General features: G+C 66.5%; 20 protein-coding genes, 1 pseudogene and 3 riboswitches. Of the genes and pseudogenes, 6 read left to right on the forward strand and 15 right to left on the reverse strand.

The annotated features are described in order from the left end of the window. Positions 1 to 215: pseudogene (purU, locus tag QO033_RS18370) on the forward strand (formyltetrahydrofolate deformylase); the annotation flags it as partial. 268 nt (positions 216 to 483) lie between these two features. Here the strand turns inward: purU and glnT are convergent. The 12 genes from glnT to QO033_RS18430 all read right to left on the reverse strand — a co-directional run bounded on the left by glnT (position 484) and on the right by QO033_RS18430 (position 15843). Beyond that, positions 484 to 1803, reverse strand: a complete 1320-nt coding sequence (gene glnT / locus QO033_RS18375) for a type III glutamate--ammonia ligase (protein ID WP_284482425.1) — start codon at positions 1801 to 1803, stop codon at positions 484 to 486. 68 nt (positions 1804 to 1871) lie between these two features. Beyond that, a complete protein-coding gene (locus QO033_RS18380; RefSeq protein WP_284482426.1) occupies positions 1872 to 3197 on the reverse strand; it encodes an FMN-binding glutamate synthase family protein in 1326 nt (441 codons plus the stop codon). Positions 3198 to 3207: 10 nt separating this feature from the next. Continuing rightward, positions 3208 to 3891, reverse strand: coding sequence for a GXGXG domain-containing protein (locus QO033_RS18385; RefSeq protein WP_284482427.1), 684 nt, complete (start codon positions 3889 to 3891; stop codon positions 3208 to 3210). 2 nt (positions 3892 to 3893) lie between these two features. Continuing rightward, positions 3894 to 4781 carry a class II glutamine amidotransferase gene (locus tag QO033_RS18390; RefSeq protein ID WP_284482428.1) on the reverse strand — a complete coding sequence of 296 codons (888 nt, stop codon included), beginning with the start codon at positions 4779 to 4781 and terminating at the stop codon, positions 3894 to 3896. 161 nt (positions 4782 to 4942) lie between these two features. Further along, positions 4943 to 5581, reverse strand: coding sequence for a helix-turn-helix domain-containing protein (locus QO033_RS18395; RefSeq protein WP_284482429.1), 639 nt, complete (start codon positions 5579 to 5581; stop codon positions 4943 to 4945). A gap of 408 nt (positions 5582 to 5989) precedes the next feature. Continuing rightward, a complete protein-coding gene (gene metH, locus QO033_RS18400; protein ID WP_284482430.1) occupies positions 5990 to 9769 on the reverse strand; it encodes a methionine synthase in 3780 nt (1259 codons plus the stop codon). Positions 9770 to 10549: 780 nt separating this feature from the next. Then, entirely contained in the window at positions 10550 to 10957 is a 408-nt protein-coding gene (locus QO033_RS18405; RefSeq protein WP_284482431.1) for a nucleoside triphosphate pyrophosphohydrolase family protein, read from the reverse strand. Then, positions 10957 to 11934 (reverse strand): class 1b ribonucleoside-diphosphate reductase subunit beta, encoded by a 978-nt coding sequence (gene nrdF / locus QO033_RS18410; protein ID WP_284482432.1) that lies wholly within the window; start codon positions 11932 to 11934, stop codon positions 10957 to 10959. Before nrdF ends, QO033_RS18405 begins: the two co-directional genes overlap by 1 nt. 133 nt (positions 11935 to 12067) lie before the next feature. Continuing rightward, entirely contained in the window at positions 12068 to 14149 is a 2082-nt protein-coding gene (gene nrdE / locus QO033_RS18415) for a class 1b ribonucleoside-diphosphate reductase subunit alpha (RefSeq protein ID WP_321170052.1), read from the reverse strand. Between the two features lie 68 nt (positions 14150 to 14217). After that, positions 14218 to 14634, reverse strand: coding sequence for a class Ib ribonucleoside-diphosphate reductase assembly flavoprotein NrdI (gene nrdI, locus QO033_RS18420; protein WP_284482434.1), 417 nt, complete (start codon positions 14632 to 14634; stop codon positions 14218 to 14220). 20 nt (positions 14635 to 14654) lie between these two features. Continuing rightward, a complete protein-coding gene (nrdH, locus tag QO033_RS18425) occupies positions 14655 to 14876 on the reverse strand; it encodes a glutaredoxin-like protein NrdH (RefSeq protein WP_284482435.1) in 222 nt (73 codons plus the stop codon). Positions 14877 to 14984: 108 nt separating this feature from the next. Continuing rightward, a riboswitch (cobalamin riboswitch) is annotated at positions 14985 to 15176 on the reverse strand. A gap of 124 nt (positions 15177 to 15300) precedes the next feature. Beyond that, on the reverse strand, positions 15301 to 15843 hold the full coding sequence (locus QO033_RS18430) for a hypothetical protein (protein WP_284482436.1): 543 nt from the start codon (positions 15841 to 15843) through the stop codon (positions 15301 to 15303). Between the two features lie 347 nt (positions 15844 to 16190). Here QO033_RS18430 and zigA point away from each other — a divergent pair, with 347 nt between their 5' ends. From zigA to thiD, 4 genes are all read left to right on the forward strand, one after another. After that, positions 16191 to 17423, forward strand: coding sequence for a zinc metallochaperone GTPase ZigA (zigA, locus tag QO033_RS18435; RefSeq protein WP_284482437.1), 1233 nt, complete (start codon positions 16191 to 16193; stop codon positions 17421 to 17423). Beyond that, positions 17423 to 18049, forward strand: coding sequence for a DUF1826 domain-containing protein (locus QO033_RS18440; RefSeq protein ID WP_284482438.1), 627 nt, complete (start codon positions 17423 to 17425; stop codon positions 18047 to 18049). The genes zigA and QO033_RS18440 overlap by 1 nt, the downstream gene beginning before the upstream one ends. Continuing rightward, positions 18046 to 18336 (forward strand): DUF6525 family protein, encoded by a 291-nt coding sequence (locus QO033_RS18445; RefSeq protein ID WP_284482439.1) that lies wholly within the window; start codon positions 18046 to 18048, stop codon positions 18334 to 18336. Before QO033_RS18440 ends, QO033_RS18445 begins: the two co-directional genes overlap by 4 nt. A 41-nt stretch (positions 18337 to 18377) precedes the next feature. Beyond that, positions 18378 to 18494: riboswitch (TPP riboswitch) on the forward strand. Between the two features lie 45 nt (positions 18495 to 18539). Beyond that, complete coding sequence (thiD, locus tag QO033_RS18450; protein WP_284482440.1) at positions 18540 to 19370, forward strand: bifunctional hydroxymethylpyrimidine kinase/phosphomethylpyrimidine kinase; 831 nt, start codon at positions 18540 to 18542, stop codon at positions 19368 to 19370. A gap of 121 nt (positions 19371 to 19491) precedes the next feature. Here thiD and thiE read toward each other — a convergent pair whose 3' ends face one another. From thiE to thiC, 3 genes are read right to left on the reverse strand one after another with little or no spacing between them, the layout of a single operon-like run. Then, entirely contained in the window at positions 19492 to 20130 is a 639-nt protein-coding gene (thiE, locus tag QO033_RS18455) for a thiamine phosphate synthase (protein ID WP_284482441.1), read from the reverse strand. After that, a complete protein-coding gene (gene thiM / locus QO033_RS18460; RefSeq protein ID WP_284482442.1) occupies positions 20127 to 20945 on the reverse strand; it encodes a hydroxyethylthiazole kinase in 819 nt (272 codons plus the stop codon). Before thiM ends, thiE begins: the two co-directional genes overlap by 4 nt. 8 nt (positions 20946 to 20953) lie before the next feature. Then, complete coding sequence (thiC, locus tag QO033_RS18465; protein ID WP_284482443.1) at positions 20954 to 22756, reverse strand: phosphomethylpyrimidine synthase ThiC; 1803 nt, start codon at positions 22754 to 22756, stop codon at positions 20954 to 20956. A gap of 103 nt (positions 22757 to 22859) precedes the next feature. After that, positions 22860 to 22988: riboswitch (TPP riboswitch) on the reverse strand. Positions 22989 to 23106: 118 nt separating this feature from the next. Here thiC and QO033_RS18470 point away from each other — a divergent pair. Beyond that, positions 23107 to 23550, forward strand: coding sequence for a PaaI family thioesterase (locus QO033_RS18470; RefSeq protein ID WP_284482444.1), 444 nt, complete (start codon positions 23107 to 23109; stop codon positions 23548 to 23550). Positions 23551 to 23677: the final 127 nt, after the last annotated feature.

A 23677-nucleotide genomic window follows, 5' to 3' on the forward strand; every position in this document is an offset into this window, starting at 1 on the left:
ACCTGGACGAGGGCCCGATCATCGAACAGGACACGGTGCGGGTGACCCATGCGCAATCGGCGAGCGATTACGTCAGCCTCGGCCGCGACGTGGAAAGCCAGGTGCTGGCCCGGGCGATCCACGCCCATATCCACCGCCGGGTGTTCCTGAACGGCAACAAGACGGTGGTCTTCCCGGCAAGCCCGGGCTCCTACGCCTCCGAACGGATGGGCTGAGGCCCAAGGGCGATGGGGGCGCTGCCCCCGCCGCCCGGACGGGCACCTTCCCCGGGATATTTGGGGCCAGAAAAAGAGCCGGGGGTAGAGCGGCGCCGTTTCAACACGGACACTCCAGACAGGCTCTCAAAATACGGGCGGGACCACGCGGTCGCCGCCCGTTTTGCTGTCGTCCTTGCTGTCGCCTGGCCGAAACGGAAACGCCCCCGCCCGGGGGAGATCGGGCGGGGGCGCGGCGGCCGGTCGGACCGGCCGCAGAGACGGGGGATCAGATGTCCAGCGTGTTCTCACGCTCCCAATGGGAGAAATGCGAGACGAAGGAGTTCCACTCCTGCATCTTCATCTTCATGTAGGAGGCCGAGAACTCCGCCCCCATCATCTCCTTCAGCCCGGCATCGGCGTCGAAGGAGCGGATCGCGTCGAGCAGGTTCAGCGGCAGCTTCGGCGCGCCCTCGACCTTGTGGCCTTCGGCATACATGTCGATGTCGTATCGCGGCCCCGGATCGGCCTTGGACCGGATGCCGGAGAGACCAGCGGCGATGATCACCGCCTGCAGCAGATAGGGGTTCACCGCCCCGTCAGGCAGCCGCAGTTCGAACCGGCCCGGGCCCGGGACCCGCACCATATGAGTGCGGTTGTTGCCGGTCCAAGTCACCGTATTCGGGGCCCAGGTCGCCCCCGACATGGTGCGCGGCGCGTTGATGCGCTTGTAGCTGTTGACGGTGGGGTTGGTGATCGCCGCCAGCGCCTCGGCATGTTTCATGATGCCGCCGAGGAAATGCGCCCCCTGTTCGGAGAGCCCGACCTCACCGGTCTGGCCGGTGCCGTCCTTCGAGGCGAAGGCATTGGTCTTGCCGTCCAGATCCCAGACCGAGACATGGGCGTGGCAACCGTTGCCGGTGAGCCCCTCGATCGGTTTCGGCATGAAGGTGGCGCGCAGGCCGTGTTTCTCGGCGACCGATTTCACCATGAACTTGAAGAAGCTGTGGCGATCGGCGGTGACCAGGGCGTCGGCGAATTCCCAGTTCATCTCGAACTGGCCATTGGCGTCCTCGTGGTCGTTCTGATAGGGACCCCAGCCCAGCTCCAGCATGTAATCGCAGATCTCGGAGATCACGTCGTAGCGGCGCATCACCGCCTGCTGGTCATAGCAGGGCTTGGCGGCGGTATCGGCGGGATCGGAGATTTTGTCGCCCTCGGGCGTCAGCAGGAAGAACTCCGCCTCGATCCCGGTCTTGACCCTGAGTCCGGCCTCTGCCGCCTCGGCGATCAGCCGGCGCAGCACGTTGCGCGGCGCCTGGGCGACCTCGGCGTCCTCCATCACGCAGTTGGCCGCGACCCAGGCGACCTCCGGCTTCCACGGCAGCTGGATCGCCGTCGCGGGGTCCGGCACCGCCAGCATGTCGGGATGCGCCGGCGTCATGTCGAGCCAGGTGGCGAAGCCGGCGAAGCCGGCGCCATCCTCCTGCATGTCCGCGATCGCCTGTGCCGGCACCAGCTTGGCCCGCTGGCCCCCGAACAGATCGGTGTAGGAGATCATGAAATACTTAACGCCCTTCTCCTTGGCGAAGGCGGCGAGATCGGTCATCGGATTATCCTCGGTTTCCCCTGTTGTATCTAAAAAGGCGGAGGTTTCCCCCCGCCTCATGTTCCGGTTCAGAAGCCGGACTGGCCCGGGATCCAGCTGGTGCCGGCCAGCGGCACACCGGCCATGGCGGCGGCTTCGATGGTCAGCGCGCAGAGATCCTCCGGCTCCAGGTTGTGCACGTGGCTCTTGCCGCAGGCGCGCGCGATGGTCTGACATTCCAGCGTCAGCACGCTCAGGTAGTTGCGCAGACGCCGGCCCGCTTCGATCGGGTCGAGCCGCGCCGCCAGCTCCGGATCCTGGGTGGTGATACCGGCGGGATCGCGGCCCTCGTGCCAGTCGTCATAGGCGCCGGTGGTGGTGCCCAGCTTCTGGTATTCGGCTTCCCATTTCGGGTCGTTGTCGCCGAGCGCGATCAGCGCCGCAGTGCCGATCGAGACCGCATCGGCCCCCAGCGCCAGCGCCTTGGCGACATCGGCGCCGGTGCGGATACCGCCCGAGACCACCAGTTGCACCTTGCGGTGCATACCCAGATCCTGCAGCGCCTTCACCGCCGGGCGGATACAGGCCAGCGTCGGCTGGCCGACATGTTCGATGAACACATCCTGGGTCGCTGCGGTGCCGCCCTGCATGCCGTCCAGAACCACCACATCGGCGCCGGCCTTCACCGCCAGCGCGGTGTCGTAATAGGGTCGCGCGCCGCCCACCTTGATGTAGATGGGCTTTTCCCAGTTGGTGATCTCGCGCAGCTCCAGGATCTTGATTTCCAGATCGTCGGGGCCGGTCCAGTCCGGATGCCGGCAGGCGGAGCGCTGGTCGATCCCCACCGGCAGATCGCGCATGCCGGCGACCCGTTCGGTGATCTTCTGCCCCAGCAGCATGCCGCCGCCGCCCGGCTTGGCGCCCTGCCCCACCACGACCTCGATGGCATCGGCGCGGCGCAGGTCGTCGGGGTTCATGCCGTAGCGCGACGGCAGATACTGATAGACCAACTTCTCGGAATGGCCGCGCTCTTCCTCGGTCATGCCACCGTCGCCGGTGGTGGTGGAGGTGCCGGCCATGGTGGCGCCACGGCCCAGGGCCTCCTTGGCGTTGCCCGAGAGCGCGCCGAAGGACATCCCCGCGATGGTCACCGGGATCTTCAGCTCAATCGGCTTCTTGGCGAAACGGGTGCCCAAAACCACCTCGGTGCCGCATTTCTCGCGGTAGCCTTCCAGCGGATAGCGCGACATCGAGGCGCCGAGGAACAGCAGGTCATCGAAATGCGGCACCCGCCGTTTCGCCCCGCCGCCGCGGATGTCGTAGATGCCGGTCGCCGCCGCCCGGCGGATTTCCGAGTTGATCTCGTTGGAAAAGGTCCAGGATTGGCGCGGTTCGGTATGCGGTGTCTTGTCCATGTCGCGCTCCTCAGTATTCGCCGGCGTGGTCGATGTTGAAATTATAGAGCTTGCGGGCAGAGCCATAACGCTTGAACTCTTCCGGCTTGGCATCGGCGCCGGCTTTTGCCAGCAGCTCCTTCAGCACAGCCAGATGCTCGGGCCGCATCTCCTTCTCGACGCAGTCGGCGCCCAGCGATTTGACCGAGCCGCGCACGAAAAGCCGCGCCTCGTAGAGCGAATCCCCCAGCGCGTCGCCGGCGTCGCCCAGCACCACCAGGTTGCCCTTCTGCGCCATGAAGGCCGACATATGGCCGACATTGCCATGCACCACGATGTCGATCCCCTTCATCGAGATGCCGCAGCGCGACGAGGCGTTGCCCTTGACCACCAGCAGGCCGCCGTGGCCGGTGGCCCCGGCGTACTGGCTGGCATCGCCGTCGATGATGACGGTGCCCGACATCATGTTCTCCGCCACGCCCGGCCCGGCAGAGCCTTCGACATGCACGGTGGCTTCCTTGTTCATCCCGGCGCAGTAGTAGCCGGTCGAGCCCTTGACAGTGACCTCGAGCGGGCCATCCAGCCCCACCGCCATGGCATGGGAGCCACGCGGGTTCTCGATCACATAGGCCTCGTTCGCCAGCGATTTGGCGGCGGCCTGCAGGGTGGTGTTGACCTCGCGCAGCGGGGTTTCGGACATGTCCAGTACGGGCATTCTCAACGCTCCCAGAAATAGACGGTTGCGGGTTCGGGTTCCCAGACACGGGCGGTCTCGATCCCCGGCAGATTGGCCAGCGCCCGGTACTCCGAGCCGAAGGCGACGTAATCCTCGGTCTCCGCCATCACCGCGGGTTTGCAGGCGATCGGATCGCGCACCACGCCGAAGCCGTTCTTGGTGCCGACGACGAAGGTGAAGAACCCGTCCAGGTCCTCCAGCGTGCCTTCCAGCGCCTCGCCCAGGTTGGCGCCCTCGGCCAGCCGCGAAGAGATGTAGCAGGCCGCGACCTCGGTATCGTTCTCGGTCTTGGGGGCGAAGCCCTTCTCGGTCAGCACCCGGCGCATCTGGTTGTGGTTCGACAGCGACCCGTTGTGCACCAGGCACTGGTCGTCATCGGTGGAAAACGGGTGCGCCCCCAGGGTGGTGACGGCGCTTTCGGTGGCCATGCGGGTGTGGCCGATACCGTGGCTGCCCCCCATGGCGCGGATGCCAAAGCGGGCCGCCACATCCTTGGGCAGGCCGACCTCCTTGAAGATCTCCATCGCCGTGCCGGCGCCCATCACCCGGATGCCCTTCTCCTCGAGGAAGGCGCGCGCTGCGGCCTCGCTGCCCTCGGGCAGGCCCAACACCGCATGGGTGTCGATCACCTGCAGGGTCACCCGCTGCCCCAGCGCCGCTTCCAGCGCGCCGTCGAGCCCGGCGAAATCGGTTTCAGGGGTATCGGACTGAATGGTCATCTTCAGACCGTCCGCTTCATCGCCATAGATCGCGATCCCGGCACTGTCGGGGCCGCGGTCGGTCATGGTGATGAGCATATCGGTCAGCATGTCACCCAGACGCGGGCGCAAATCATCCTTTTTCAGGAACAGGCCAACGATGCCGCACATGTTTGTCTCCGTCGTGGCGCGACTCATCTGTCGCTCAGCCTTAGCTAACGGAAGACAGAGTTGCCCTTCAAGACATAAATTTTCTTTTCAGGAAATTTCTCACCTTGGTGGGAAAGCGCCCGCCCCCTGCCCGCTTTCTGGGCAGACGGCGCGCTGCCGGGTCAGGTCTTCTGTGGATAGGTGATGATCGACAGATAACGCGCCGGCAGCTCGACCAGCCCCTCCGGCCCGTGCGGCGCATCGGAATCGAACAACAGGCTGTCGCCCGGCTCCAGCCGGTAGATCGCCTCGCCATGGCGATAATCCACCACCCCTTCCAGCATGTAGAGAAACTCCATCCCCTCGTGCTGAAAGGCCGGGAAGCGGTCGCTCTCGGTCGAGAGGGTGATGACATAGGGTTCGACCACGACCCCCGAGCTGTTCGAACCGATATGGCCCAGAAGCGTGTACTGATGCCCGGCCCGGGTGCCGGCGCGGTCCACCTCGACCCCGCTGCCGGCCTTGATATGGACGCAGCCATGCTCCTCCTCGAAACCGGAGAACAACTGCGTCAGCGGAACCCGCAGGGCGTGGGCCAGCGCCTGCAGGGTATTGAGCGAGGGGGAGATCACACCATTCTCGATCTTCGACAACATGCCCACCGACAGCCCGGTCTGCTGCGCCAGGTCGGAGCCGGTCATCCGCGCCCGTTTGCGCAGCTCCCGCACCTGCCGGCCGATGGCGAGCTCCAGGTTCTTCTCGCGCGGCTCCCGCGTGGCATGCGGGTTCTGGGTCAGACGCGGCGCAGTGTCTTGGGTCATGGGCGGGGCTCTCCAGTCTGGCCGCGCGGGCCGCGCGGCAGGCGGATCAGAGCTATCACCCCTCGACCTCCCGCCACAAGTCCGGTGGTGGCAGGGGGCTCTGCCCCCGGCGCCTGCGGCGCCTCCCCCGGGATATTTGGGCCAGATCGAAGGGGCCCCAGTGCAAAGACACCCGATCCGGCGCTTTGTCGCTGGCGCGGAACCGGGTGCCTTCGACCTGGACGGTCATCGGCGTCCCCGCCTGTACCGCAGACCCACTCTGCCGGCGCCCGATTAACAAACCGCTACTGTCTTCGACCTGGAAACAAATATCCTCGGGGGTGAATTGGCCCGGCAGGGCCAAGAGGGGGCAGACGGCCCCCTCCTTCCGCCGGCGGCCTCGGCCGCCGGCCACGCCTCAGCGCCGGATCATTCGGCGGCGATGGCGGCCGCATCGCCCGGGGTGTAGTTCAGGATCGGCGCCAGCCAGCGCTCGACCTCGGCCACATCCATGCCCTTGCGCGCGGCGTAGTCCTGAACCTGATCGCGCTCCACCTTCGCCACGCCGAAGTAATAGCTGTCGGGATGGCCGATATAGAGCCCCGAGACCGAGGAGCCGGGCCACATGGCATAGCTTTCGGTCAGCTCCACCCCGGTGGCAGCGGTGGCATCCAGAAGCTCGAAGAGCGTCGCCTTCTCGGTGTGATCGGGCTGCGCCGGATAGCCCGGAGCGGGCCGGATCCCGGCGTAGCGTTCGGCGATCAAATCGGCGTTGGAGCTGTCCTCGTCGCGGGCATAGCCCCAGAGCTCCTTGCGGACCATCTGGTGCATCCGCTCGGCGAAGGCCTCGGCGAAACGGTCGGCCAGCGCCTTGACCATGATCGAGGAATAATCGTCGTTCTTGTGCTCGAAGGCTTCGGCGATGGCGATCTCCTCGACCCCGGCGGTCACCACGAAGCCGCCGATGTAATCCGGCGCCTGGCCTTCGGGGGCAACGAAATCCGCAAGCGCGACATTGGGTCGGTCGCCACGCTTGGCGCTTTGCTGGCGCAGGGTATAGAAGGTCGCCTGGCTCTCGGACCGCGTGCCATCGGTGAAGACGCGGATATCGTCGCCCACCGCATTGGCCGGCCAGAAGCCCACCACCGCGCGCGGGTGGAACCATTTTTCGTCGATGATCCGGGCCAACATCGCCTGGGCGTCGTCGAACAGCGCCCGTGCCGCGGCGCCCTGTTTCTCGTCCTCCAGGATCTTCGGATAGACGCCCTTCATCTCCCAGGTCTGGAAGAACGGCGTCCAGTCAATATAGCCGGCGAGCTCTTCCAGGTCCCAGCCGTCGAAGCTGCGGGTGCCGAGGAAGCTCGGCGCCGGAACCTTGTACTCAGAGAAGTCGATCTTCAGCGCGTTGTCGCGGGCCTGCTCCAGGGTGATCCGCTTCTTGGCCAGCTCGGCGCGGGCGTGTTTCTCCGCCACATCGGCATATTCGCTCTGGATATTGGCGACATAGCCGGGCTTCTGCCCCTCCGACAGCAGCGAGGAGACCACCCCCACCGCGCGGGAGGCATCGGTGACATAGACCGCTTGCCCCTTGTCGTAGCGCGGGTGGATCTTCACCGCCGTATGCACGCGGGAGGTGGTGGCGCCGCCGATCAGCAGCGGGATATCGAAGCCTTCGCGCTCCATCTCCGAGGCGACATGCACCATCTCGTCGAGCGAGGGAGTGATCAGACCCGACAGGCCGATCACATCGACATTCTCCGCCCTGGCGGTGGCGAGGATCTTCTCAGCCGGCACCATCACGCCCAGATCGATGATCTCGTAATTGTTGCAGGCCAGCACGACGCCGACGATGTTCTTGCCGATGTCATGCACATCGCCCTTCACCGTCGCCATCAGCACCTTGCCGGCGCTGCTGCGGCCGTCGCCGCCAGATTGCGCCTTTTCCTCTTCCATATAGGGCAGCAGAACCGCCACGGCCTGTTTCATCACCCGGGCCGATTTCACCACCTGCGGCAGGAACATCTTGCCCGACCCGAAGAGATCGCCGACCACGTTCATCCCGGCCATCAGCGGGCCTTCGATCACATGCAGCGGGCGCTCCGCCTGCTGGCGGGCCTCTTCGGTGTCGGCCTCGATGAATTCGGTGATGCCGTTGACCAACGCGTGTTCCAGCCGCTTGTCGACCGGCAGCTCACGCCAGGACATGTCCTTTTCGCGCCCCTTGGCACCGCCCTGACCACGGTATTTCTCGGCGATTTCCAGCATGTTCTCGGTGGCGGAGCCGCCGCTGGCCGGGGTGCGGTTCAGCACCACGTCCTCGCAGGCCTCGCGCAGCTCCGGGTCGATCTGGTCGTAGACCGCCAGCTGGCCGGCGTTGACGATGCCCATGTCCATCCCCGCCTGGATGGCGTGATAGAGAAAGACGGCGTGCATCGCCTCGCGCACCGGTTCGTTGCCGCGGAACGAGAAGCTGAGGTTCGACACCCCGCCGGAGATATGCACCCCGGGACAGTCCTGGACGATGCGGCGGGTCGCCTCGATGAAATCGACCCCGTAATTGTCATGCTCCTCGATACCGGTGGCGACTGCGAAGACGTTGGGGTCGAAGATGATATCCTCGGGCGGGAAGCCGACCTCCTCGGTCAGCAGCCGGTAGGCCCGGGTGCAGATCTCGACCTTGCGCGCCTCGGTATCGGCCTGGCCGTCCTCGTCGAAGGCCATCACCACCACGGCGGCCCCATAGGCGCGGCAGAGCCGGGCATGGTGCAGGAACGCCTCCTCCCCTTCTTTCATCGAGATGGAGTTGACGATGCTCTTGCCCTGCACACAGCGCAGCCCGGCCTCGATCACCTCCCATTTGGAGCTGTCGATCATGATCGGCACCCGGGCGATATCGGGTTCGGCGGCGATCAGGTTCAGAAACTCGATCATCGCATGTTTGCTGTCGATCAGCCCCTCGTCCATGTTGATGTCGATGACCTGGGCGCCGTTTTCCACCTGGTCGCGCGCCACGTCGAGCGCGGCGGCGTAATCGGCATTGGTGATCAGCTTGCGGAACCGGGCGGAGCCGGTGACATTGGTGCGCTCGCCGACGTTGACGAAGGGAATGTCGCGGGTCAGCATGAAGGGCTCCAGACCCGACAGCCGCATCTGCCGCGGCGGTTCGGGCAGTTTGCGCGGCGCATAGCCCGCGACCGCGCCGGCGATGGCGCGGATGTGGTCATAGGTCGAGCCGCAGCAGCCGCCGACGATGTTCAAAAGCCCCTCGCGGGCGAACTCCTCGATCTGCGCCGCCATCGCCTCGGGGCTTTCGTCGTATTCGCCCATCTCGTTGGGCAGCCCGGCGTTGGGATAGGCGCAGATCATCGTGTCGGCGACGCCGGCGATCTCGGCCAAATGGGCCCGCATGGCGGCGGCCCCCAGCGCACAGTTCAGCCCCACGGTCAGCGGCTGGGCGTGGCGCACCGAATACCAGAAGGCGGTGGGGGTCTGCCCCGACAGGGTACGGCCCGACAGGTCGGTGATGGTGCCGGAGATCATCACCGGCAGGCGCAGGCCGCGTTCGGCGAAAATCTCCTCACAGGCGAAAATCGCCGCCTTGGCGTTCAGCGTGTCGAAGATCGTCTCGATCAGCAGGATATCGGCGCCGCCGTCGATCAGGGCACGAGCCTGTTCCCCATAGGCCTTGCGCAGATCCTCGAAGCTCACCGCGCGATACCCGGGGTTGTTCACATCCGGGCTGATCGAGGCGGTACGGTTGGTCGGCCCCAGCGCGCCGGCAACGAAACGCTTGCGGCCATCCTCGGCCTCGGCCCGGTCCATCGCCTGGCGTGCCAGACGCGCGCCCTGGAAATTCAGGTCGTAGACGGCCTGTTCCATCGCGTAATCGGCCTGGGCGATGGTGGTGGAGGAAAACGTGTTGGTTTCGACGATATCGGCCCCCGCCATCGCATAGCGATAGTGGATCTCCTCGATCACCTCGGGCCGGGTCAGGTTGAGCAGATCGTTGTTGCCCTGCTGCGGCTGGCCATCGCCATGCGGCAGGTGACAGCTGCAGCCGGCGCCGCTGCAGTGAAAATCCCCCTCGCTCAGCCCCAGTTTCTGGATCTGGGTGCCCATGGCGCCGTCGAGGATCAGGATGCGGTCGCGGGCGGCGGCGGTCAGCTGGTCGAAGACGGGAGATTTCGCAATGCGGGAAGAGGAGGACATGATTTCCTGACGGTATGTGCGCGGGAGCGGCGCGGTGAATGACAGGGCCGCACCCTAAGCCTCTGCGATCCTCTTATCCAGTTCATATTGGTCAACGACTTTATGAGTGGAGCTCATGTTCCCGCATCGGTCGCTCCGCCCTCGGATATCGCCGCCGGTCCCGGGGCGGCGGCCGAAAACCTGACTGAAAAACTCATATCAAAACACCTGAGAAAATCACTCAACTATTTGATTTTCAATGCTTTTATTGACAGCCCTCACGACTCGCCCTAAATAAAGTTTCAAGACAGCCAGCTCGCAAATCGCCAGCCAGCCATCAGCATCCCAGCCAGACAGACGAGACTCCGGGTTCGCGCGTTGCGGCCCTGCCGCTCCGGATCCGTTGCCAGCTTTCGCCAGCCTTTCCGCCAGCTTCATCGATGCTTTGATCGCGATCCGTCTCCGGCCCGCAGCCCGCAGCCGCCGGTCCCAGCCCGCCGCCTCCAGCCCTTCGCCAGAGACCAGGCCCGCAAGCCAGGACAACCGGCCGCCCGCAGCCACGCCTGCCGGGGATGCCGCGATCGCACCGACAGGCCCGGACCAGACGGCGCCCCGGCGGTTTCCGCGGCACCAACGCCCGGACCCACGAAGGCCCGCCAAAGGGCGGGTGCCTGTCTCTGAAACAGATGTGTTGTCGAAAAAAAGGGGGCTCTGCCCCCGACGCCTGCGGCGCCTCCCCCGGGATATTTGGGCCAGATCGAAGGCGCAAGCCTGCCGTGGCCCGCCTGTCACGGAGGGGTCTTAGTCCCCGGACCGGGCGGCCAGCACGGCCGCCAGATCGGGCGGCGAGAAAGCCGGCCCCTTCAGCACCTTGCCATCGGCGCGCAGCACCGGGCGACCGTCGGCGCCGAGCTTGGACATGTTGGAGCGGTGCACCTCTGCCATGGCGGGCGCCTTTTGCCGGTGCAGGCCGAATTCCAGGAAGGTGCCGTCGAGCACATACTGGATATCGCAGAGCGCATCGAGCACCTCGACCAGATCGCCGGTCGCCACCGCCGCGCGCAGCTCCGCCACCTCTTCCTCAAGAAGCGCCAGACGCATCGCCGCGCGCTGCGCCGGGAGGCCTGGGGTTCCAGCCACCGGCACCCCGAAGGCCTCATGCCAGGCGCGCACCAGCGCCAGCGTGTCGGAACCGGTCGGGGCCGTCATCAGAAATCCCAGTCCTCGTCCTCGGTCGCCACTGCCTTGCCGATCACATAGGAGGAGCCGGAGCCGGAAAAGAAATCGTGGTTCTCGTCGGCATTGGGGCTGAGCGCCGCCATGATCGCCGGATTCACCTTGCAGAGCTCGTCCGGGAAGAGCGATTCATAGCCCAGATTCTGCAGCGCCTTGTTGGCGTTGTAATGCAGGAAGGCCTTCACATCCTCGGTGAGGCCGAGACCGTCATAGAGCTGTTCGGTATAGCGCCCCTCGATATCGTAGAGTTCGAAGATCAGCGAGAAGGCGAAATCCTTCAGCTCGTTGCGCTCGGCCTCGGTCAGCACCTCCAGCCCGCGCTGGTACTTGTAGCCGATGTAATAGCCATGCACCGCCTCGTCGCGGATGATCAGGCGGATCAGGTCGGCGGTATTGGTCAGCCGCGCGCGCGAGGACCAGTGCATCGGCAGGTAGAAGCCAGAGTAGAACAGGAAGCCTTCGAGGAAGACGCTGGCGATCTTCTTCTTCAGCGGATGCGAGGCGCTGTCGTATTCGTCGAGGATCAGCCGCGATTTCTGCTGCAGATGCGGGTTTTCCTCGGACCAGCGGAAGGCCTCGTCAACCTCGGCGGTGGAGCAGAGGGTGGAGAAGATCGAGGAATAGGATCGCGCATGCACCGCCTCCATGAAGGCGATATTGGTCAGTACCGCCTCCTCATGCGGGGTGATCGCATCGGGCATCAGCGCCGGCGCGCCGACGGTGTTCTGGATGGTGTCGAGCAGTGTCAGCCCGGTGAAGACGCGGATGGTCAGCCGCTGCTCCTCCTCGGTCAGCTGCGACCAGGAGGGGATGTCGTTCGACAGCGGCACCTTTTCCGGCAGCCAGAAATTGACGGTCAGGCGGTTCCAGATTTCCAGATCCTTGTCGTCCTGCAGCCGGTTCCAGTTGATGGCGCGGGGGACGGGACGGACGGTGGTGAGGTCTTTCATGGCAGCATTCCTCTGGCAGAGGTCATTCGGGACGAAGGGCGGCGCCCGGCCCGGCGTTGTGGGGGCAAGGCACCCGCCCCGTGTCGGACGGATCGGGCGCGGCCCGGGGCGCTAGGCCCCCGGGCACGTCGGATTACAACGAACAGGACACGCAGCCCTGCACCTCGGTCCCTTCCAGGGCCATCTGACGCAGGCGGATGTAGTAGATCGTCTTGATCCCCTTCTTCCAGGCGTAGATCTGGGCGCGGTTGATGTCCCGCGTCGTCGCCGTGTCCTTGAAGAACAGCGTCAGCGACAGCCCCTGATCGACGTGCTGGGTCGCCGCCGCATAGGTGTCGATGATCTTCTCGGCGCCGATCTCATAGGCATCCCTGTAGTATTCGAGATTGTCGTTGGTCATGAAGGCGGCCGGATAATAGACGCGGCCGATCTTGCCTTCTTTGCGGATCTCGATCTTGGCGGTGATCGGGTGGATCGAGGAGGTCGAGTTGTTGATGTAGCTGATCGAGCCGGTCGGCGGCACCGCCTGCAGGTTGCGGTTATAGAGCCCGTCGGCGATCACCGCATCGCGCAGCGCCGCCCAATCCTCGCGGCTGGGCACGGCGATGCCGAATTTCCCGAACAGCGCCTGGACCGTCTCGGTCTCCGGCAGCCAATCGCGGTCGACGTATTTGTCGAAGAAGGAACCGTCGGCATAGGTCGACCGTTCGAACCCGGCGAAGCTGCGGCCGCGCTCGCGCGCCAGCGCGTTGGAGGCGCGCAGGCAGTGATAGAGCACGGTGCAGAAGTAGATATTGGTGAAATCCACGCCTTCGGGCGAACCGTAATGGATCCGCTCGCGCGCCAAGAAGCCGTGCAGGTTCATCTGGCCCAGCCCGATGGCGTGGCTTTCGTCGTTGCCGCGCCGGATCGAGGGCACCGCGTCGATCGCCGACATCTCGGAAACCGCATTCAGCGCCCGCACCGCCGCCTCGACCGTGGCGCCCAGGTCGCCACCGTCCATCGCCTTGGCGATATTCAGCGAGCCGAGGTTGCAGGAGATATCGGTGCCCATGTGCTTGTAGCTGAGATCCTCGTCGAATTCGGAGGCCTCGTTCACCTGCAGGATCTCAGAGCAGAGGTTCGACATGTTGATCCGCCCCGCCACCGGGTTGGCGCGGTTCACCGTGTCCTCATACATGATGTAGGGATAGCCGGATTCGAACTGGATCTCGGCGATGGTCTGGAAGAAGGCGCGCGCGTTGATCTTCTTCTTGCGGATGCGCGGGTTGTCGACCATCTCGTGATACTTCTCGGTGACCGAGATTTCCGAGAACGCCCGGCCATAGACCTTTTCCACGTCATGCGGCGAGAACAGGTACATCTCCTCGTTCTTCTTGGCGAGTTCGAAGGTGATATCCGGGATCACCACGCCCAGCGACAGCGTCTTGATGCGGATCTTCTCATCCGCATTCTCCCGCTTGGTGTCGAGGAAGCGCAGGATATCCGGGTGGTGGGCATTCAGATAGACCGCCCCCGCCCCCTGCCGCGCGCCCAGCTGGTTGGCGTAGGAGAAGCTGTCCTCCAGCAGTTTCATCACCGGGATGACGCCGGAGGACTGGTTTTCGATGCCCTTGATCGGCGCCCCGTGTTCGCGGATGTTGGTCAGCAGCAACGCCACGCCGCCGCCGCGCTTCGACAGCTGCAACGCCGAGTTGATGCCGCGGCCGATGCTCTCCATGTTGTCTTCCAGCCGCAGCAGGAAGCAGGAGATCAGCTCGCCCCGCTGCGCCTTGCCGGCATTCAGGAAGGTCGGCGTCGCCGGCTGGAACCGGCCGCCGATGATCTCCTGCATCAGCGACATCGCCTGCGCCTCGTCGCCGCGGGCCAGGGTCAGCGCCACCATCACCACGCGGTCCTCGAACCGTTCGAGGTAGCGTTTGCCGTCGCGGGTCTTCAGCGTGTAGCTGGTGTAATATTTGAAGGCGCCGAGGAAGGTCGGAAAGCGGAACTTGGCAGCATAGGCCGCGTCCCAGATCTGGCGGCGGAACTCGGTCGAATACTGCTCCAGCACATGGGCCTCGTAATAGCCCTCCTCGACCAGATAGCGCAGCTTCTCCTCCAGCGAGTGGAAGAAGACGGTGTTCTGGTTCACATGCTGCAGGAAATACTGCCGCGCCGCCATGCGGTCGGCATCGAACCGGATGCGCCCCTGGTCGTCATAGAGGTTCAGCATCGCGTTCAGCGCGTGATAATCCAGACCCTGCCATTCCGCCGGCACCGCCTTGGCGGGTGCGGCGTCGGTCACGTCGCGGTCGAGCACTGCGTTGTCCAAAACCTGTCCAATCCTTCTCTGACGCGGGCGAGATCGGTTTCCGTCCCCGCGAGTTCAAAACGATAGAGCACCGGCACGGCGCATTTGCGCGCGACCACATCGCCGGCCGAGGCGAACAACCGGCCGAAGTTGCGGTTCCCCGAGGCGATGACGCCGCGCAGATGGCATCGGGTATCCGGATCGTTGAGGAACCGGATCACCTGTTTGTGGACCGCCCCGCGCCCCTGCCCGTCGGCATAGGTCGGGGTGATCAGGACGAAGGGCGCCCGCGGCGCCGGCAGCGGGGCATCGGGCTCCATCGGGATGCGGCTCGCCGCCAGGCCCAGCCGCTCAACGAACCGGCGGGTGTTCCCGGTGCGGGAGGAATAGTAGACAAGCCCGCCCATCGGCCGCGCCCCCGGTCCGATCAGGACAGCGCGGCGATCTTGTCGGGGCGGAAGCCCGCCCAGTGATCGTCCCCCGCCATCACCACCGGCGCCTGGCGATAGCCGAGCTCGGTCACCTTGGCCATCGCCTCGGCGTCCTCGGTCAGATCGACCAGATCGAAGGCAATCCCCTTGGCGTCCAGCGCCCGGGTGGTGGCGGTGCATTGTACGCAGGCCGGTTTGGAATAGACGGTGATGGTCATGGCAGTGTCCCTAGTCTGGTCTTTCGGTGCCGGACTGCGGGGAAGAGACGCCGTCGGCCGCCCCCGAAGGATGCGTCCCGTCGCACGTCCCGGACCCACCGCCCGGCCTGATCTCTCGTCGTCCTGGCAGGTCTCCTGGCTCACGGCTCGGATGCCGGCCCCGCCCTTCCCGATGCGCTGCACCAGTGGCTTGCGGGTCACGGCTTGCCGCTTACAGTTGCGGGGGCAGCGCCGGATTTTCACCGGTCTTCCCGTTTTCACCCGTGACGAGTCACGGGCACCAAGACAACAGGATATTGACGCCGAAGCGGGGCAACTGTCAATATATAGATCGCCGGACCAGACAAAACGCAACACGGCCTTGTCCCGTGGACAAGCCGCAGGGCACCGGACCCAACCGAAACAGGGGAAAGGCCGCGCGGCCTCAGGTCGGCAGCAGACCGCCGGGACCGCCGTGGCCGACGGAAACCTCTGCCCGGCCGGCGCGGGACCTCTCGCACAGCGGCGCGCGCACCTCCACCAAGGTCACCTCGCTGAAACTGCCGTCCGACAGCAGCAACGGCACGGTATCGCCCAGCCGGACGCCGATCAGCGTCGCCCCCAGCAGCGAGCGCACAGGCACGATCATCGGATCGGCGCGGAACCAGGCCCGATGGCTCAGCCGTCCACCGCGCAGCTGCTGGCCGCGAATCCGATAGCTGAGCACACTGTTGCCCATTGCCACGCCAGCCGCCGGGGCGGTCGAGGGCATCCGCCGCGCATGGCGCAGCTTGTGGCGCAGGATCTCTCCGGTCAGCGCCGCGATCCCGGTCAGTTCGATCTCGCAAGAGCTCAGGTGGCGCTGTACCGCCTCGATATCCCGCAGCGACAGAACCGACCGCCGCGCCAAATCGATCAGGCCGGCGAAGACATCGACTCCCAGATCATTGGGGCCAATCGGCCCCAGTCGTCCTGCATCATCCTTCATGAAGCCTCTCCAGCCGTCAGCGCGCTGAAAACAGATAACAATTCGCTTTTTACTCTGACCCGGTCTCCGGCGGCGCCGCGATCCGGGACCGATCACACCGCAGGCGACCCGAAAACACCGTCCGTTCGGAAAATTGTCCGGGCGGCTCATCAGATCTCTTAATAACCTGAACAGACTACGCCCCGGGCGGAAGTGCCGTCAATCGGCTGCTGCCGCCCTGTTCGCCGCTTCGCCCCGAGCGTGTCTTTGCTGCATCCCTTCGCCAGCGATGCGAAGGGGGTTGTCGGCCCCGGCGTCATTCAATAATGTTACGTTATAACATACCAAATTCCATACGGAGTCCCCCCATGCCCGCCCCTGCCAGGTCCGACGATCCCCGCCTGCCCGTCACCGTTCTGTCCGGCTTTCTCGGCGCCGGCAAAACGACGCTGCTGAATGACGTGCTGAACAACCGCGACGGCCGCCGCGTCGCCGTGATCGTCAACGACATGTCCGAAGTGAACATCGACGCCGACCTGGTCCGCGACGGCGGCGCCGAGCTGAGCCATGCCGAGGAAAAACTGGTCGAGATGACCAACGGCTGCATCTGCTGCACCCTGCGCGACGATCTGCTGACCGAGGTGCGCCGGCTCGCCGACGAGGGGCGCTTCGACTATCTGCTGATCGAATCCACCGGTATCTCCGAACCCCTGCCGGTGGCAGCCACCTTCGAATTCCGCGACGCCAATGGCGACAGCCTGTCCGATGTCGCACGGCTGGACACCATGGTGACGGTCGTCGACACGGTGAACCTGCTGAAGGATTACGCCAGCCACGATTTCATCCGCGACCGCGGTGAATCCCTGGGCGAGGCCGATGAACGCACGCTGGTCGACCTGCTGGTCGATCAGATCGAATTCTCCGATGTCGTGGTGCTGAACAAGGTCTCCGCCGCCGGGCCCGAGCGGCTGGATGCGGCCCGCAAGATCGTCACCTCGCTGAACCCCGACGCCCGCATCATCGAGACCGACTTCGGCAAGGTCGAGGGCAAGGACATCTTCGACACCGGCCTGTTCGATTTCGACACCGCCCATGACCACCCGCTCTGGGCCAAGGAGCTCTATGGTTTCGCCGATCACGTACCGGAAACCGAGGAATACGGCGTCACCTCCTTCGTCTACCGGGCGCGGCGGCCGTTCGATCCGCAGAAGGTCCACGATGTGCTGAACGGCCCGCTCCCCGGGGTGATCCGCGCCAAAGGGCATTTCTGGATCGCCACCCGGCCGGACTGGCTGGCCGAATTCTCGCTGGCCGGCGCGCTCAGCAGCGTCCGTCCGATGGGCATGTGGTGGGCGACGGTGCCGCGCGACCGCTGGCCCGATCACCCGCAGGCGCGCGAGTATCTTGAGCGGCACTGGCAGGAGCCCTTCGGCGACCGCCGGCAGGAACTGGTCTTCATCGGCTTCGACATGGACCGGGCCGGTATCACCGCGGCGCTGGATGCCGCCCTGATCGGCAGCGACAGCAGCTTCGACCCCAGCGCCTGGAGCGATCTGCCCGATCCCTTCCCCGGCTGGCGCCGCGCCCCCGAGGCCGCCTGATGCTCCTGCAGAAGCGGCCGCCGAGGGCCGCCGTCACCGTGGCCGAATCCGCCGCCCCCGAGGGGCTGGAGCGGATCCGGACCCCGGGCTGCGCCGCCGCGATCTGGCAGCGGCGGCCCGATCCGCTGTTTCACCAGTGGCTGGACCGCCTGCCCGCCGACAGGTTGCCGGCGCTGCGGGCGGAGCTGGCGGTGCCCGAGGTCGGCGATGCGGTGGTGCGCGCCTGCGCCGCCTCCGGCCTCGCCGATGGGGCCGGCCGCACCCGGCTCTGCCGCGATATCGCGGATCTCGCCCGCCGGTTCTCCCGACTGATGCACAGCCCGCTGCTGCGGCTGCGGCTGGATGTGATCGGTGATGACGCTTGCCGCCGGTTCCATCTGGACAATGTGCCGGCGCGGCTGTTGTGCACCTATCGTGGCAACGGCACCGAATACGGCCCGGCCGGCCCCGGGTCCCGGCCCGAACCGGTGTTTCGCATGGCGCGTGGCGCGGTCGGTGTGTTTCGCGGCCAGCGCTGGCCGGGGGCGGAGCCTTGTGGCCTGCTGCACCGCTCGCCGCCCGTCGCCCGGACCGACGACACCCGACTGCTGTTGGTGATCGACCTCGCCGAAGGGGTCGGCGGATGACCCGTAGCCGCCACCGCAACAGCCGCAGCACGTTGCGCCGCCGCGCCCGCGCCGCCGATCCGATGCGCGCTTTCGACCGGCTGCCGGCAGAGCTGCGCGGCTGGCTCGCCGGCGCCGCCCTGCCGTGGTCGCCGCAATCGGCGCTGAAGGCCTGGCACCGGGCGCTGGCACGATCGGGCGGCGATCCGGCGGCGGCCCGCGCCTGGCTCAGCGCCAGCGAGGCGCGGCAGCTGCGCCGCGACTGTGCCCGGATCTGGGGGCCGGATCATCCCGCCGCCGGCGCCTGAGCGCCCTTTCCCCGGCCGCCCCGGCAGGCTAGAACGGCCCCACCCGAGGGGGGCCCCGACAAGGGGCTGAGATATCGATGGCATGGCGGCCCGCTGGCCGCCGGGCAGCGCGGTGACCCTTTGAACCTGATCCGGATCATGCCGGCGAAGGGACTGGTGAGCGCGCCCGCCTTTTGCCGGCCTCAGACACACGAGGCCGCCCGATGACTTCCCCGATCCCCAATATCCTGTCGATTGCCGGCACCGACCCCTCCGGCGGCGCCGGCATTCACGCCGATCTCAAGACCTTCTCGGCGCTCGGCGCCTATGGGATGAGCGCGATCACCGCAGTGGTGGCGCAGAACACCTGCGGCGTGCGCGGCGTGGTAACGCTGGAGCCCGATTTCGTCGCCGCCCAGATCGACGCGGTCTTCGACGACGTGCGGGTCGATGCGGTCAAGATCGGCATGGTCGCCAATGCCGGCATCATCCGCGCGGTGGCCGACCGGCTGCGCACGCATCGCGCCGCCAATGTGGTGTTCGATCCGGTGATGGTGGCGAAGAGCGGCGACCGGCTGCTCGACCCCGAGGCGGTGGCGGCACTGAAGACGGAGCTGCTGCCGCTCGCCACGGTGATCACCCCCAACCTGCCGGAGGCGGCGGTTCTCCTGGAGCGGGCCGGAGAAGGAGACGGGGCAGACGACTGGACGGCCGCGACCATGCAAGGCGCCCTGCCCGCGCTGCGCGCCATGGGCCCCGACTGGGTGCTGCTGAAGGGCGGTCATCTGGCGGGCAGCGTTGAGAGCACCGATCTGCTGGCCGGCCCTCACGGGATGCAGAGCTTTTCCGCCCCGCGTATCGCGACGACAAACGATCACGGCACCGGCTGCACCCTGTCGGCGGCCATCGCGGCGCTGCTGCCTCGGATGCCGATGGCACAGGCGGTCGGCCGCGCCAAGAGCTACCTGCAGGGGGCGCTGGCTGCTTCCGACCGGCTGGATGTCGGCCATGGCCACGGGCCGCTGCACCATTTCCACGAGGTCTGGACCAGCTGACCGGGCGGGCTCGCCCGGTGCACGAGAGCCATCGCCGAGAGCGATCACACCCGGCCCGAGGGGGATCGGGCCGGGCGCCAACCGGGGCTCTGGCGTTCTGGCCTTGTGGCGTTCTGGCGAACTATCCCCGTGCCGCCGCCACCGCCCAGGCGATCTCGCGCGCGGCCGCCTCCGGATCGGGCTGGCCGCAAATCGCCGAGACCACCGCCACGCCCTGCGCCCCCGCGCCAAGAGAGGCCGCGACATGCCCCGCCTTGAGCCCGCCGATCGCCACCGCCGGCACCGGCGAGGCGGCGATCTGGGCGGCAAGCCCGTCGAAACCCACCGGGGTCTTGTGATCCAGCTTGGTCGGCGTGGCGAAGACCGGCCCGGCGCCGATGTAATCGACGGCACCCGGATCGACGGCGGCGGCCAGATCGGGGCGTTCCACCGTCAGCCCCAGAATGGCATCCGGCCCGATCCGCGCGCGGGCCTCGGCCACGCCCATGTCGCCCTGCCCGATGTGGATGCCATCGGCGCCGATCTCCACCGCCGCCGCCACATCGTCGTTGACGATGAGCGCCGCGCCGGTCCCCGCCAGCGCCGCCTTGAGCGCCCGGCCGGTCTCGACCATCCGGGCGGTGCCGCCGTCCTTGTCGCGCAGCTGCACCATGGTGGTACCCCCCGCGACCGCGCGGCGGGCGGTCTCGACCATGCCGATCCCGGCGCAAAGGCCGGGATCGAGCACCAGATAGACCGACAGATCGATCTGCCGCCTCATGCCGGAACCGCGCCGACGGCACCGACGGGCCGGATCGCTGCCTCGGCATCGAGGGTCTCCGGGGTGAGCAGGTGCAGCGCGTCGAGGAACGCCGGGGCGAAACTACCCGGCCCCCTCGCCTCCCGCTCAGCCCGGGTGCCGGCCACCGCATAATGGGCCAGTGCCGCCACCGCGGCATCGAAGGGATCGGCCGCCACCGCCGCATAGGCGCCGCAGAGGCCGGTCAGCGAACACCCCAGCGCGGTGTTCAGCGGCATCAGCGGCGAGCCGCCGGCGATCCGCACCGCACGGGTGCCATCGGTGACGAAATCCACCTCTCCGGTCACCGCCACGACGCCGCCAGTCTCCTGCGCCAGCCAGCGCGCGCCGTCTTCCGCCGCAGCCACGGAATCGCGCCCGTCGACGCCCTGGCCGCGGCTCGCCTCGCCCGCCAGCGCCAGGATTTCCGAGGCATTGCCACGGATGATCGTCGGCTTCAGTGCCACCAGATCGGCCGAGGTCCGCCGCCGGAGCGCCGTCGCCTGGCAGGCCACCGGATCGAGCACCCAGGGCTTCCCGGTCGCCTGCGCCCCCTCGATCGCCGCCCGCATCCCGGCAACGAAGGGGGCCGACAGGGTGCCGATATTCACCGTCAGCGCCCCGGCGATGCGGGCGAATTCCCCCGCCTCCTCGGCATCCGAGACCATCGCCGGCGAGGCGCCCGCCGCCAGCAGCACATTGGCGGCGATGTTCATGGCGACGAAGTTGGTGATGCATTGCACCAGCGGCGGCTCCGCCCGCAGCGCGGACAGCAACGCGCCCGGGGTCCGGGTCATCTTGTAACTCATTGCTTGTCCTCCAGCGGCATGTAGAGCTCTCCGCCGGCGCGGAATTTCTCGGCCATCTTCGCCATGCCTTCCTTCTGCGCCTCGGCCCGGATGTCGTGGCTGATCCGCATCGAGCAGAACTTTGGCCCGCACATGGAGCAGAAATGCGCCACCTTGTGGGCCTCCTTCGGCAAGGTCTCATCGTGGAAATCCCGCGCGGTATCGGGATCCAGCGACAGGTTGAACTGATCTTCCCAGCGGAACTCGAACCGTGCCCGGCTCAGCGCGTCGTCGCGGATCTGCGCCGCCGGATGCCCCTTGGCCAGATCGGCGGCATGGGCGGCGATCTTGTAGGTGATCACCCCCACCTTCACATCGTCGCGGTCGGGCAGGCCCAGATGTTCCTTCGGCGTGACGTAGCAGAGCATGGCGCAGCCATACCAGCCGATCATCGCCGCCCCGATGCCGGAGGTGATATGGTCGTAACCCGGCGCGATATCGGTGGTGAGCGGCCCCAGCGTGTAGAACGGCGCCTCGCCGCATTCGCGCAGCTGCTTGTCCATGTTCTGTTTGATCTTGTGCATCGGCACATGGCCGGGGCCCTCGATCATCACCTGGCAGTCCTTGGCCCAGGCGATCTGGGTCAGCTCGCCCAATGTCTCCAGCTCGGCGAATTGCGCCTCATCGTTGGCATCGGCGATGGAGCCCGGGCGCAGCCCGTCGCCAAGACTGAAGGACACGTCATAAGCTCTTGCGATATCGCAGATTTCGTCGAAATGCTCGTAGAGGAAGCTTTCGCGGTGGTGATGCAGGCACCATTTCGCCATGATCGAGCCGCCGCGGCTGACGATCCCCGTCACCCGGTTCACGGTCATCGGGATCATGTGCAGCCGGACGCCGGCATGGATGGTGAAATAGTCCACCCCCTGCTCCGCCTGCTCGATCAGCGTGTCGCGGAACACTTCCCAGCTCAGGTCCTCGGCGATGCCGCCGACCTTTTCCAAGGCTTGATAGAGCGGCACGGTGCCGATCGGCACCGGGGAGTTGCGGATGATCCAGTCGCGGATGTTGTGGATGTTGCGGCCCGTCGACAGGTCCATCACCGTATCGGCGCCCCAGCGGGTGGCCCAGACCATCTTCTCCACTTCCTCCGCCATCGAGGAGGTGACAGCGGAGTTGCCGATATTGGCGTTGATCTTGACCAGGAAGTTGCGGCCGATGGCCATCGGCTCGGCCTCCGGGTGGTTGATGTTCGACGGGATGATCGCCCGGCCCCGCGCCACCTCGTCCCGGACGAATTCCGGGGTGATGAAATCCGGGATCTCGGCACCGAAGCTCTCGCCGTCGCGCAGCAACGCCTCCTTGGCGGCCTTGCGGCCGAGGTTCTCGCGGATCGCCACGAATTCCATCTCCGGCGTGACGATGCCGGCGCGGGCATAGGCGATCTGGGTCACCGCCTTGCCAGCCCGGCCGCGCAGCGGCTGGTGGCGCACCGGGAATTCCGGCGTCAGCCGCGCGCCTTCGGCAAAGCCGTTGTCCTCGGGCTTCACATGCCGCCCGTCGTAGCGTTCGACATCGCCGCGCCCGGTGATCCAGCCTTCGCGCAGCCGCGGCAGGCCCTGATCGATGGCGATCTCGGCGTCCGGATCAGTATAGGGGCCGGAGCTGTCATAGACGGTGACAGGCGGTTCACCCGCCGAGGGGTGCAGATCGATCTCGCGCATGGGGACGCGGATCTGCGGGTGCAATTCGCCGGCATGCCAGACGCGGCGCGACGCGGGCAGCGGGCCCGTTGTGACGGTGGGAGAGAGGTCTTTCATCGGTCGGAGCCTCCATAGCTCAAAGCGTTGGAGACCCAGTTCCGCGTCGAATGGAGGTTGGCCCGCACGGAATACGCCTGAGACACGTATCGGGCAGAATGCCCATGCAGCCGGTGCACCATCCCTACGCCAGTGTGAACTGGATCAGGTTCATCGGGTCACTGCGCTGCACGGGCCTTGCGGCCGGCCATCAGTATCTCAGCCCCTTGTCGGGACCCCCCGGGTGAGTGCGCCGACCCTGCACCCGGACCACCGAACTGTCAATGCACCTTGCGTCACAGCCCGTCGCGGGGGCTGTCCGCCGGCGCCGATGCCGCCTATCCTCGATCCGAGGAAGAGGAGGACATCCGATGCAGATCGGCGAAGAGCTGGACCCGCGTGTGCTGGCGCGGATGCAGGAAAGCTATGCCAGACAGGGGCTGATGGCGCATCTGGGCGCGGAAATCACCGAGATGCGGGCCGGGCTGGTCACGCTGTCGATGCCGTTCCGCCCGGAGCTGACCCAGCAGCACGGTTATTTCCACGCCGGCGGCAGCGCCGCGATCGCGGACACCGCCGGTGGCTTCGCCGGCTTCACCCTGTTTCCCGACGACGCCCAGGTGCTGACAGTGGAATTCAAGCTGAACCTGATCAACCCGGCGCAGGGCGACCGGCTGGAGGCGACCGGCCGGGTGATCAAACCGGGCCGCACGCTGACGGTCTGCCAACTCGACGTCTGGGGGGTGACCGGAGAAGCCCGCAAACATGTGGCGACGGGGATGCAGACGCTGATCTGCCTGCGCGAGGGGGCCTAGGCCCCAGAGCCCCACCACCCCCATCGGGTCCGGCGGGTCATGGCAAGACCTGAGGCGCGCGCCCGGCGCCCGGGCGCGAACCGGGGGCACACCGCAGGACAGGTCTTCCCCACACCCGCCGGATCAC

The sequence above is a fragment of the Pseudodonghicola flavimaris genome, assembly GCF_030164425.1.
GTDB lineage: Bacteria > Pseudomonadota > Alphaproteobacteria > Rhodobacterales > Rhodobacteraceae > Pseudodonghicola > Pseudodonghicola flavimaris.

Coding starts and splice junctions, on each gene's coding strand:
- thiM (WP_284482442.1), bottom strand. CDS start 20,945: ATGACCCGGACCCCGGGCGCGTTGCTGTCCGCGCTGCGGGCGGAGCCG.
- QO033_RS18445 (WP_284482439.1), top strand. CDS start 18,046: ATGACCCGTAGCCGCCACCGCAACAGCCGCAGCACGTTGCGCCGCCGC.
- QO033_RS18470 (WP_284482444.1), top strand. CDS start 23,107: ATGCAGATCGGCGAAGAGCTGGACCCGCGTGTGCTGGCGCGGATGCAG.
- thiD (WP_284482440.1), top strand. CDS start 18,540: ATGACTTCCCCGATCCCCAATATCCTGTCGATTGCCGGCACCGACCCC.
- nrdH (WP_284482435.1), bottom strand. CDS start 14,876: ATGACCATCACCGTCTATTCCAAACCGGCCTGCGTACAATGCACCGCC.
- zigA (WP_284482437.1), top strand. CDS start 16,191: ATGCCCGCCCCTGCCAGGTCCGACGATCCCCGCCTGCCCGTCACCGTT.
- QO033_RS18380 (WP_284482426.1), bottom strand. CDS start 3,197: ATGGACAAGACACCGCATACCGAACCGCGCCAATCCTGGACCTTTTCC.
- metH (WP_284482430.1), bottom strand. CDS start 9,769: ATGTCCTCCTCTTCCCGCATTGCGAAATCTCCCGTCTTCGACCAGCTG.
- thiC (WP_284482443.1), bottom strand. CDS start 22,756: ATGAAAGACCTCTCTCCCACCGTCACAACGGGCCCGCTGCCCGCGTCG.
- QO033_RS18405 (WP_284482431.1), bottom strand. CDS start 10,957: ATGACGGCCCCGACCGGTTCCGACACGCTGGCGCTGGTGCGCGCCTGG.
- QO033_RS18440 (WP_284482438.1), top strand. CDS start 17,423: ATGCTCCTGCAGAAGCGGCCGCCGAGGGCCGCCGTCACCGTGGCCGAA.
- nrdI (WP_284482434.1), bottom strand. CDS start 14,634: ATGGGCGGGCTTGTCTACTATTCCTCCCGCACCGGGAACACCCGCCGG.
- QO033_RS18395 (WP_284482429.1), bottom strand. CDS start 5,581: ATGACCCAAGACACTGCGCCGCGTCTGACCCAGAACCCGCATGCCACG.
- thiE (WP_284482441.1), bottom strand. CDS start 20,130: ATGAGGCGGCAGATCGATCTGTCGGTCTATCTGGTGCTCGATCCCGGC.
- glnT (WP_284482425.1), bottom strand. CDS start 1,803: ATGACCGATCTCGCCGCCTTCGCCAAGGAGAAGGGCGTTAAGTATTTC.
- QO033_RS18385 (WP_284482427.1), bottom strand. CDS start 3,891: ATGCCCGTACTGGACATGTCCGAAACCCCGCTGCGCGAGGTCAACACC.
- QO033_RS18430 (WP_284482436.1), bottom strand. CDS start 15,843: ATGAAGGATGATGCAGGACGACTGGGGCCGATTGGCCCCAATGATCTG.
- nrdF (WP_284482432.1), bottom strand. CDS start 11,934: ATGAAAGACCTCACCACCGTCCGTCCCGTCCCCCGCGCCATCAACTGG.
- nrdE (WP_321170052.1), bottom strand. CDS start 14,149: ATGCTGAACCTCTATGACGACCAGGGGCGCATCCGGTTCGATGCCGAC.
- QO033_RS18390 (WP_284482428.1), bottom strand. CDS start 4,781: ATGTGCGGCATCGTTGGCCTGTTCCTGAAAAAGGATGATTTGCGCCCG.